Annotated in this window: 6 protein-coding genes and 1 pseudogene; 5 read left to right on the forward strand and 2 right to left on the reverse strand. The window is 45.9% G+C overall.

Annotated elements, in window-relative coordinates; translation table 11 throughout:
* Positions 1 to 112: 112 nt before the first annotated feature.
* Both JGK16_RS30550 and JGK16_RS30555 read right to left on the reverse strand, forming a co-directional pair.
* Positions 113 to 448 (reverse strand): annotated as a pseudogene (locus tag JGK16_RS30550) (reverse transcriptase N-terminal domain-containing protein); the annotation flags it as partial.
* Between the two features lie 587 nt (positions 449 to 1,035).
* The gene (locus JGK16_RS30555; RefSeq protein WP_293193616.1) at positions 1,036 to 2,133 is read right to left on the reverse strand and encodes a transposase; all 1,098 of its coding nucleotides are present in this window, start codon (positions 2,131 to 2,133) and stop codon (positions 1,036 to 1,038) included.
* 196 nt (positions 2,134 to 2,329) lie between these two features.
* Here JGK16_RS30555 and tnpA point away from each other — a divergent pair, with 196 nt between their 5' ends.
* The 5 genes from tnpA to JGK16_RS30580 all read left to right on the forward strand — a co-directional run bounded on the left by tnpA (position 2,330) and on the right by JGK16_RS30580 (position 11,526).
* Entirely contained in the window at positions 2,330 to 2,737 is a 408-nt protein-coding gene (tnpA, locus tag JGK16_RS30560; RefSeq protein WP_293186113.1) for an IS200/IS605 family transposase, read from the forward strand.
* Positions 2,738 to 3,227: 490 nt separating this feature from the next.
* The gene (locus tag JGK16_RS30565) at positions 3,228 to 4,559 is read left to right on the forward strand and encodes an ATP-binding protein (protein ID WP_293150090.1); all 1,332 of its coding nucleotides are present in this window, start codon (positions 3,228 to 3,230) and stop codon (positions 4,557 to 4,559) included.
* Positions 4,560 to 5,236: 677 nt separating this feature from the next.
* Complete coding sequence (locus JGK16_RS30570) at positions 5,237 to 10,714, forward strand: AAA family ATPase (protein WP_293193614.1); 5,478 nt, start codon at positions 5,237 to 5,239, stop codon at positions 10,712 to 10,714.
* Positions 10,715 to 10,746: 32 nt separating this feature from the next.
* On the forward strand, positions 10,747 to 10,983 hold the full coding sequence (locus JGK16_RS30575) for a hypothetical protein (RefSeq protein ID WP_293186111.1): 237 nt from the start codon (positions 10,747 to 10,749) through the stop codon (positions 10,981 to 10,983).
* Positions 10,984 to 11,184: 201 nt separating this feature from the next.
* The gene (locus tag JGK16_RS30580; RefSeq protein ID WP_293193612.1) at positions 11,185 to 11,526 is read left to right on the forward strand and encodes a pentapeptide repeat-containing protein; all 342 of its coding nucleotides are present in this window, start codon (positions 11,185 to 11,187) and stop codon (positions 11,524 to 11,526) included.
* Positions 11,527 to 11,611: the final 85 nt, after the last annotated feature.

Raw genomic sequence — 11,611 nt, forward strand, 5'->3', positions numbered from 1 at the left:
CAAGCCTATGGCTTTATGAACTTTGATAACTTTCGAGCAAGGCTATTAGCTTGCTTTTCTGATTAGGTTTGCTTATCACCTTGACTCCAGAAGAGCCGTCGTTCTCGACTTTTCCCGGCTTATCAATCCACACTCTGCGGGTAGGTTTGGACTTCCCAGTCACTTTGAGATGAGTTACCAAGACAAGACGGGCATGGGGGGTTAGGTTTTTAATTCCATCTACACCTGCCGTTTTCTTACCCTGGTTATCCTGCGAAACCTTCCTTACCGCGAGACACTTACCCGACCAAGACCTCATCAAAGTCTTCTGGAGTCTCCGAACTGCTTTAACGTCGCCACGACTAGAGGCTTTGAAGATTCTCTTTTGGAGCTTGAAGACTCGTACCTCTAACTTTCGCCAGGGTAAAGCCTTCCATTCCACCGTCTGATTGTTCAGCGTTTTAGACATTTAATCTCTCACTCAAGATTCTTCATTCCAAGACATCGTGAATCTGTCAGCATATCCTTACCATTACAGTGAGGCATTCGCTTCTGACTCAATCCCACCCTCTTTCTGCTTGTGGTTGGAACCTACTTAGGTATTCGACCTCCTAAGAGCGTGAGAGAGGGTTACTTCGTTCCGAGTGGTCATTTCAAGTCTTTTAGAGCGACACTATTCACCGGGTTTCTTTGGAGTGCTAGTTAGTCAACTAAGAATTTGCTAACTCCTTATCCTTGCCTTTTGGCTTGGGGTATCAGCCTTATTACCCCATTCAACATCACGATGATTCAGGCGTGCCTTCAAGCTTTCGCTTTACTCATGAGAACTTCTGCTTGGTAGTCACTGGCTTAGGCTGTCAGTGCTTTTACCTTCTATCCCTTGCAGTCGGTTCTGGGTTTTCCTGCCCATGTCCCTAGGGATATGCTTTCACCCCAGCACCAGGGGGGATGGACTTCGGTTTCTAGGGTACTTCCGTCACCATCATGTTCCACTCAGTTATCCAGGTCGTCCCTGGCTAGCCATCCTCCGCATTGCTTATATAGCAAGGGTTTCAGCTAAACGAATCGCACTCTCAGAATGTTGGCAGAACCATTTAGGTCTGCATTCACCACGGTTCCATCGGCAGACTGATACAATCCACGCTTAATTCGTCTTCCCGACGCTTTCCACCCTTCTGGCTTTTCACCGTACTTGCGTAGGGAGTCTCCATCAAGAAAACTAGCTTTGGATGTATATGCTTCTTCGGTTTCAATAAACCTGATGCCGTGTAAGTCACACAGTTGATTTAATCGGTCTTTCAACTTTCCTAAAGGCATTTGAACAAACTTTTGATTGTTCTTTTTACCCATATTAGCATTAGACTTAAAGCCTTGATTCCAGCCACAAACAATGTTGCCAATGCTGTGTTCCAAGCAATGGCTAACAATCAACTTCGCGGTCTTGTTAATGCCATCGCGCATTTGGTGGTTGCGTTTTCGGGTTGCGCGGTCTAGCCAATTATCCCAATAACCTTCTGCCTTTCCTTCTTTTCTAGTTGCTACTTTTTTGTTCCATAGCTGATTCATCGCTTTCATAGCGCGAGCATCAATCAAGAAAGAATTTCCCAATGTATCAAGGTAGGCTGCTAAATTGTCAGCAGTTCCCAAGTCAATTGATAACGCTTGATCGATGTCTAGGCTGTGTTGTTCTTTTTCAACCTCGTAAGATGTTTCAAGATAAAAAGCACCATTCTTAGGTAGAATCGTAAACTCTTTCACCTTGGAAAAGTCAAGATTTGACGGCATAGGCAGAAAGAATTCGGAAACTTCAAACCACCGCTTTACCGTCAATCCCAAGGAGAATCTTAGCTGATTACCAATAAGTTTAGGTCTTAAGCCCCCTGAGTTTGGATAAGCTACTTTGAACAACTTAGGCCCTTTCAGGTATCCCGGTGGCTTGGGCTTAAAATATAATTGACCTTTGATATACAAATCTCTTAATTCTTTAAAAGATTTAAAGGCTTCTGCGACCGACATCAATGTTTGCTGCATTGGCGTTGATGGCAACGACTTAGCAACCATTGATTTTGCCACTGACGGCTCAAAAGATAAGTCGAACTTTCCAGTCAACAGCTTTCCTGTTTTAAAAAAAAGTTTGGCGAGCCAAATATACACCACTGTTCTACAGTTTTTTGGATTGTCGGCACAGGTATTCTAGTAATGTTTGAAGTTCTTTGTCTGGTGACAGCAATACTTGCTGAACACCCATTGCTTTTCGTTTTTTTGGCACCTCTGTTTTCCTGAATATTGGTTGATTTGCTTATTCTAAACGAGTATAGTGGATACGTCAATTTGTATCAACAAACTATTTATGCTGCCACTTGCCGAATACAAAACGCACAACCACGTTAAGTTCTTACTAAACTACCACTTTGTCTTTATCCCCAAGCGCCACAAAAAAGTTTTATTGGGCGACGTGGCGACTAGAACTCGTCAGATTTTCCTAGAGTTGTCAATTGAGAAAGGTTGGGATATATTGGCGCTAGAAGTGGCCCCAGATCACGTACATTTGTTTGTAGCCGTCAAGCCAACGGACACCCCTGTCTTAGTAGTTAAGTTGTTCAAAGGTCGTTCTAGTCGTTTTTTGCGGGAGGAATTCCCGGAACTGAAAAAGCTGCCATCTTTGTGGACGAGCAGCTATTTTGTGAGTACAGCAGGTAATATCAGTAGTGAAGTGGTGAAGAAATACATAGAAGACCCGCATCATTCAGCTAATTAAGAAAGAACACTCTTGACTGAAGTAAAGAGCGTCGCTTCCCTCTCAGGTCTAAAGACTCGCTCGTTTCCCGCATCCCGTATTAGTTTTATGAAGCCTTGCGGATTTTGGCATTGGGAACCAGTGCTACTGCCAATGGACGGAATGTAAGTCAACCTGGTAAGATTTCGGTCTTGCTGGATGCTGTTCCGCTTGAAGTTGGAAGCTCCCGTCATAGCGGTATCCCGCTTGACGATGAGTAGTTCACCCAGATCCCCGCGAAATTACCCATAAGCAGGGCAAATATCCGTAAATTCACTGATTCAGTTAGGTAATTAAAATTTCTTAATTAAAAATTCCAAATTCCCGCGCCGTCCGGTTGATTAGCAGATAGAGGTTGTTTGGGTATTTAGGGCATTACCCCACACCGCAAAAGGTGACAAATCAAACTAAACTCAACGAAAGAAAGTTTAGACTTTCGATTAACTCTTTTAACTTTTAGCCGGCTTCAATTGTGATCGCACTCGAATTAGACAGATTTTATAAAGCCTGCAACCCGAGCAAGACCCTTGTCGCGGGAGACCCAGGAGATTATCAATACTACATTGATTTTGGTTCGGTGCGGGGTGGCAAAATCATTGAATCTTTACAGCGAACCATCACCCGGATATCCCCCGACGAGCCAACCTGTCAGCTATTTACAGGGCATATCGGCTGTGGCAAATCTACCGAATTGTTTCGACTCAAAGCTGAGCTAGAGCAAGATGGTTTTTGCGTCGTCTACTTCGAGTCTTCCCAAGACTTGGACATGGGCGATGTAGACATCAGTGATATTTTGCTGAGCATTGCCCGCCAAGTCAGCGAAACGATGGAATCCGCCAAAATTAAACTCAGACCGAGCTACTTTACCAATTTGTTTGCAGAAGTGGCAGAATTTTTGCAGACTCCCATAGATTTGTCAGCGGAAGCGGAGTTATCTATAGGAATTGCTCGAGTTACTGCTAAAACTAAAGATTCTCCCAAACTACGATCGCAACTCAGGCAATATCTCGAACCCCGCACCAACAGCATCTTGCAGTCGATCAACGAAGAACTCCTCGACAGAGCTAACGCCGAACTCAAGCAACAAGGCAAAAAAGGCCTCGCAGTCATTGTTGACAATCTCGATCGCCTCGACGCCTCACTCAAACCCAGCGGACGCACCCAGCCAGAATACCTGTTTTTAGACCGTGGCGAACAGTTGAAAAAACTCAATTGCCACGTCGTCTACACCATTCCCCTGACTTTGATTTTTTCTAACGACTTTGGCCGTCTCGCCAGTCGATTTGGAGTCAAACCCAAGGTGATGCCGATGGTACCCGTGCTGAGGCGATCGGGCGACGATCATATCGAAGGAATGGCACTGCTGCGGCAGCTCGTATTGGCTAGAGCTTTCCCCACAGTCGCTCCCGCCCAACGCATCGATTTGATTTCCAAAGTCTTTGACTCTCCCGAAACTTTAGACAGGCTTTGCCGGATTAGCGGTGGCCATGTTCGCAATCTACTGATGCTTTTGTATAGCTGTTTGCAACATGAAGATCCCCCCTTCTCTCGCGAATGCCTCGAAAGCGTCATTCAAGAATATCGCGATGACCTTTTGGGAGCCATCAATGACACGGAATGGGAATTGTTGTTTCAAGTCGTCAACCGACAAAGTGTAACCGGCGAAGAAGAATCTCAAATCTTGTTGCGAAGTATGTTTGTCTTTGAATACCGGGATCAAGAAGGTCGCTGGTTTGGCATCAATCCAGCCCTAGCAGAAACCAGAAAATATCAGGAGTGGCAGCAACGAAATCACCAAGAATAGTTGGGATTTTTGAGATCGCATTCTTCGACTCTAAGATCCGTTAGCGGCGAGTAAATTGGAAACTATTTAACTTAAAATTTACCGTTCAAAACTCCCAATTTCTACAATCCAATAAGCACGCAGTCAGCGGTTTTTCCCACTGGCTGATTTCTCTTAAATGCGGTCTTTACGCCGCGCATATAATTGCCCCATAAATATTTGTCACCACACAATAAATTTCCCCAACCTCAACTGTCATATCTCCCATGCCAGACCAGGTAGGTATGTATTGATCCGTTGCTCCTAGTCTGGAGCGAGCATCCATGACGAGTTTTTTTTCTTTTTTCCAAATATATGCTACAGATATACCTATTGTTTACTAATAGCTAGTCGCTGGTATTATCGATACATTTAGCTGTCTGATATTGATGAATGGAGGATTTTATCTGTAGCTGACTAAAAAATATTTGATCTAGGTTTAATTTTTATTGTCAAGTTTCCCATTCTCTGAGATTGGGAGCTATGATGTTTTTAGATTAAACCTGATGACTATGTAAGTATTCATAGGAGAAGTACGAAAAACTACGTATTCCTACAGATATAAAGCGCCAGACCGATACGGGCATCTCTAAGTAGATACTGTTTCCGTCACGATCGGCAATCGTTAGGTAATTGATTTCTGCAAAAGGGGTGCACGCATGACCGATCTACTTAAACAACAAGAAACTGCCAGCTACAACGAGCGATCGCTCAAAACTCTGGTAAGATCCATCGCCATGTCTCAGCAGCAATTTTCGCTAATTTTAGTGCGCTGCAACTACGAGCAGTTGCGGCAGCACATAGCGCAGCGGCTGCGAGAAATGTCCGCAGTTCCAATTCAAGATCTCGTCCTGCCAGCATCCGTCAAAACCCTTTACACTACCCTCCAGGCAAACACGCTTCAGAACGGGGCTTCGGCTGTAGGTTCTGCCTCAGCTTTGATGGTATTTGGTTTGGAAACAGTAGTAGCGATCGACGAATTGATGGCCTCTACCAATCAAGTGCGAGATGAATTTCGCAAAAATTTTTCCTGTCCGGTGATTTTGTGGGTAACAGATGACATTGTGACCAAAATGATTCGTCTGGCCCCGGACTTCAAAAGTTGGGCCGCCGCCACCATTAAATTTGAAATGGCTGTTGACGAATTAATTAATTTCCTGGCACAGCAAGCCGATACTATATTTAAAGTAGGCGAAATAAATCAAGAACTAGGCAGCAGTACAGTCGGCACCCGACCAGGTTTTTGCGCCTGCGAAACCGACTGGGAAAAACCAGCCCAGGAGCATCAAATTAGCTCCGGAGAACGCTTTCTCACCTTTAACTCTCAACTGCAAAACGGACGACAATTAGATGTCCACTCGTATTCGCCTTTGAGTCCGGGCAATACCCTCGATTTGGCGATCGGCTCTTTGTCGCGCCGAGAACTAGAATTAGCTTTAAGAGATTTACAAAATCGCGGTCAAGAATTAGAACCCGCCCTGAAAGCCAGCCTGCAATTCGTTCTGGGTCGAGATTACTATGTCAGCGACCAAACTGAAACAGCATTAATTCATTACCAAGAAAGCTTAATATTTTGGCAGCAGCAAACCGGCAACTGGGAACTGGCAAACTGGGAATATGCCGAAAATCGATCGACCCTCTGCTCCTCATTGTCGAATCCTGTCCCCAACATCCTATTTTTAGAGAGAGAAGGCATAGTGCTATTTCACATAGCCCTGTGTCACAGATTGCAAGCAGCCAGAAATCCGGTAGCCAACCGCCACCACTGGGAACAAGCTTGGATTAGCCTGGAACAATCTAGAAACGCTTTCTCCCTTGCCGATCGCCCAGAATTGGTAGCTGAGGTGACAGCACACCTCGGAGAGGTACTGCAACGCCTCAAAGCTTGGGGAGAGTTGCAAGCATTAGCTGAAAATTCTTTGCAGTTGCACTTCACCTACGGTACTCCCAGCCAATTAGCTCAAGATTACGGGTTTTTGGCTGAAGTTGCCCTGCAACAGTCCAGGTGGAGTCAAGCCCGCCAGCTAGCCGAGTTGGCTTTGGCGATTTTGGATCAAACACCTAATGATTTAAGATTGTTGATTGAAGATTTGAGATTGGGATTTGCGGGAAATTATCCAGAATTCGTGGGTACTAACGAGTTCAGTAACGATCCCAAATCTAAAATCCAACATCCCAAATCCGATCGCAGTTCGTATCTTTTACTGTTAGCCCGAAGTTTGCGGGAGCTAGGTCAGTGGGAAGCGGCGGTTCATTCTTTGGAGTTGGCTCAAAATCAAAGCGAGCCCAAGTACGACCCCCGACTTTACATCGATATTTTGACAGAACTCCAAGCGGTTTATTTCGAGCAAGGAGAGTATCTCAAAGCTTTCCGGATTAAAAAAACCCAGCGATCGATCGAGTATCAATACGGATTTAGAGCTTTTATCGGAGCCAGCCAATTGCAACAGCAGCGTCAAGCTGTCAATCCTTCGAGCCCCTCAGCTCAAAATCAAGCTGCGATCGCAGCGGAAATGACAGCTTATTCCCGCCAAAAAGATATCAATAGATTGCTCGAAAGAATTAGCAGGGACGATCATAAATTAACTATTATTCACGGGCCCAGCGGAGTTGGAAAAAGTTCTCTAGTCAATGCCGGCTTAGTACCTGCTTTGAAAAATATTACTCCGGGCGCGCGGGATGCCTTGCCAGTAGTTATCAAAGTTTACACCGACTGGCTGGTGGAATTAGAAAACGCTTTGAACGGAGCGCTGTACGACAAACAAGCCGAAGATGAAACGCAATTAATCGCTCAAGGACTAAAGGAAATCCACAAAAGCAGTTGCTCTATTTCTCCAGAACGCGGCTCGGAAACTTCTTCTTTTATTATAGAGCAGTTGCGCGAAAATGCCACAAATAATTTGTTAACTGTGCTAATTTTCGATCAATTTGAAGAATTTTTCTTTGTTTCGACTTCAGTGGCACAAAGACAACTTTTTTATAACTTTTTGCGCTTGTTTTTGAACCTGCCTTATGTCAAGATAATTCTGTGCTTGCGCGAAGATTACTTGCACTATTTGCTCGACTGCGATCGCTTCCCCGATCTCGACGCCATTAACAATAATATTCTCGACAAAAGCATCCGCTACCAACTACGCAGTTTTTCAATAAAAGACGCGCGGGCTGTGATCGGACACTTAACGAAACGGGCAGAATATTATTTAGAACCGGCACTGATCGATGCCTTCGTCGAAGATTTAGCAGACGAACTGCAAGAAGTGAGACCGATCGAATTGCAGGTAGTAGGAGCGCAACTGCAAGAAGAAGGTATTACGACTCTAGCACAATACCAGCAATTGGGCGCCAATCCCAAAGCAGAATTAGTGAAGCGATCGCTCGAAGGAGTGATCTCTGACTGCGGCCTGGTTAACGAAGACGCAGCTTGGAAAATATTGTTTTCCCTGACGGATGAAAGAGGCGTGAGGCTGATTAAAACCAAAAACGAATTGTCCTTAGTGACAGGCCAGCAGCCGGCAGATGGGGGCGAAAGTGAATTATTGGCGATCGGCAGCAGAGGCAGAATTTCCCTACAGCGACAGTTCGCAAAAGAACCAGAAAGCGGACAAAAGAAAACCGACAACCTCGACTTGATTTTAGACATTTTAGTCGGTCACGGTTTGCTATTTCTGCTGCGGGAATCGCCCGAAGACCGCTATCAATTGGTACACGACTATTTAGTGCGGCCGATCCGCCAAAGATTCGGCTTAGAAGCCAGACTCCACAAAGCAGAAGCCGACAAAAAGATGAGTCAAGCACAGCTCTACCGAGCCAATACTTTTCTCAAACAAATGCTAGGAGTAGCAGTGATCGGCGTCCTATTGCTAACGAGTTCCACGATCGCCGCCGTCAACTTTTGGTGGCGGGCAGTCGGTCAAAAACAGCTAGCTGTCGCTCAAACTCAGCGAGCCGAAATCAGTACCCTCACCGCAGCTTCTGAAGCTCTTTATTTCTCAAACAACAAATTTGACGCCATGCTAGAAAGTTTGAGAGCGGGTAAAAAGTGGAGACAGATCGAAGGCTCCCAAGAAATGCACAGCCTCAAGGACACCGAAATTCTGATTGCTGCTGCCCTCCAGCAGGCAGTTTATGGCGTCAAAGAACGCAACCGCTTGGAGGGACACGGTGACGTAGTTTGGGGTCTGGGTTTCAGTCCAGACGGTCAAACAATAGCTTCTGCTAGCGTAGATAAAACCGTGAAACTTTGGCGGCGCGACGGCAGTTTGCTGGCTACTTTCAAAGGACACACTAACAGTGTCTCCTGTGTCACTTTCAGTCCCGATAATAAAACGATCGCCTCGGCAAGTTTAGATAAAACTGTCAAAATTTGGCAAACTGACGGCACTTTGCTGACCACTTTAACGGGACATACTAATAGCGTTACCACTGTTGCTTTTAGCCCTGACGGCCAAACGATCGCCAGTGCATCTACAGACAAAACTATCAAAATTTGGAAAACCGACGGTACGTTGCTGCAAACGATCGAACAACCAGCTCCCATAAATTGGATCAGCTTCAGCCGCGACGGTAAAATCATCGCTGCGGCGAGCGATGACGGCACTGTAAAACTGTGGAATGCTGACGGCAGGTTAATCGCTAATTTGTGGCACAGCGAAAACAAAAAACCCTCCAAAGTTTACACGGTCAGTTTTTCCCCCGACGGTGAAACGATCGCCAGTGCCGGTGAAGACAAAACGGTGAAAATCTGGAGCATCGCTGCCATAAAATACCCAGCCCGAAAAAAATCAGCCAAGGCAAAGGCGGGCGAACTGCTAACAACTTTGCGGGGACACAGCAAGTGGGTATTTGGTGTCAGTTACTCCCCCGACGGTAAAACACTTGCTTCTGGAAGCGCAGACGGGAGTGTCAAACTCTGGAGTCTGGCTGGTGTTGGCGACAAACGTCCAACGGATGCTAGCAATATTAAACCGGACAGTCGTTTGCTCAGAACTTTTGAGGGACACGCCGATCGAGTTACTCAGGTAAGTTTTAGCCCGGATGGCAAAACTTTGGCTTCGGCAAGTTTTGACAAAACTATCCGACTTTGGCGGCTCGATGATGTGCCCCTCAAAACCCTCGACGGACACCAAAACCGGGTGCAAAGCGTTACTTTCAGCCCCGACGGCCAAAAGCTGGCTTCTGCTTCTACAGACAAAACTATCAAACTCTGGAGCCGCACGGGGATTTTGCTCGAAACCTTGGAAGGACACACTCAGAGAGTCGCCAGCGTCAATTTCAGCCCCGACGGACAGCTACTGGTTTCTGGGAGTTACGACAAAACGGTGAAAGTCTGGAGTCTGAACAAAGATGCGACGAGTAATAGTCTCCCTTGTCCTTCGGCGCCGCTATTTCCGTGTTCGCCTTCTGTGCTGTTTACCCTCGAAGGACACGGCGACAGCGTGATGAGCGTGAATTTTAGCCCCGACAGCGAGATTATCGCTTCGGCGAGCAAGGACAAGACTGTGAAACTCTGGACGAGACAGGGCAGGTTGATTAAGACTTTGACGGGACACAAAGGCTGGGTGACTGGGGTGACATTCAGCCCTGACGGTTCGATGTTGGCTTCTGCAAGCGATGACGGCACTGTCAAAGTGTGGAATCGGGACGGTGGTTTGCTGAGGACTTTTGAAGGGGCTCACAATAGTTTTGTGTTGGGGGTTGCTTTTAGCCCTGATAGCAAAATGCTGGCTTCGGCTGGTTACGACAATTCGGTGAAGCTGTGGAAGGTGGACGGAACTTTGGTAGCGACGCTGCTGAAGGGTTCTAGCGACAGTGTGACTAGCGTGGGTTTTAGCCCGGATGGTTTGTTGGTTGCTTCGGGCAGTTACGATCATAAGGTGAAGTTGTGGAGCCGCAGCGGGACGTTGCTGAAAACTTTGACGGGTCACAAGGATAGTGTGATGGGCTTGAGTTTTAGCCCGGATGGGAAAATTCTGGCTTCTGCTAGCAAGGATAATCGGGTAATTTTGTGGAATTTGGATCTTGATGATTTGCTGGTGAGGGGCTGCGATTGGGTGGGGGATTATCTTAGAACTAATCCTAATGTGAGCGATCGCGATCGGCGTCTCTGCGACGGGGTGGTCGCAAAACCTCAGTTTTAGTCATTTGATTGTTGGCGGTTGACGGATGACTGTTGACTGTTAAGGAACGGAGGACACTCCAAAAGCCATTTCCCTACCGCAAAATAATCTATCGCGATCGTACCAGATGTAACGATCGCCCGATTAATTGTAGGGAAACGGCACTGCGCCGTGTCCTGACTTTGGGTAATATTAATTCCGATGCCACCGGATTTGATATCATTTGCCGATCGGGATTTGTGTTAAAAATCCCGCCTCTCTTAGGAAACAAAGTCCCCCGATATGGATAATTTTGCTATTAACAACTGCCATGAAATACACCAGTAAAGTTGCTATTATTGATAAGGCAAATAGATATAGCAGTCCTAAATCAGTGGCAAATTTATCGAGAGTATAATCCTTGTAGTACAATCATCTTTCTCGCGTGTCATTTGGGAAATAATTTAAAATTGCTATATAATACAAGATCTAAACTAATTTAGACAATAATTATGAGTCTTCAAGAAATTGCCAAGGGACGCATCGCTGGAGCTGATATGATTCAACGGTATAGAGCCGGAGAGCGAAACTTTACAGGGATTGATTTAAAATCCGCTCGTCTTCAGTGGCCTTGTTTCATTGATATCAATCTCAGCCAGGCCGATTTGAGATGGGTAGACTTTGAGATGGGGCGGACTCGCCTAATCAATGCCAATATGAGTGATGCCAATATGGAAAAAGTTTCTTTAGTATCGGCTTTCATGCTCAATGCGAACTTGAGAGGACCTAATCTCAGAAACGCTAACTTAACTAATGCTGACCTAACTAATGCTGACCTAACTAGGGCTTGCTGAATAATTGATTGCCAACCAAGAGCAGGAGCGATCAATATATTCAAGCTTGGTTAAAGATAAGTTTTTTCTGTATCGAGTCGCCCCA

The sequence above is a fragment of the Microcoleus sp. PH2017_09_SFU_O_A genome (genome assembly GCF_020738625.1).
GTDB lineage: Bacteria > Cyanobacteriota > Cyanobacteriia > Cyanobacteriales > Microcoleaceae > Microcoleus.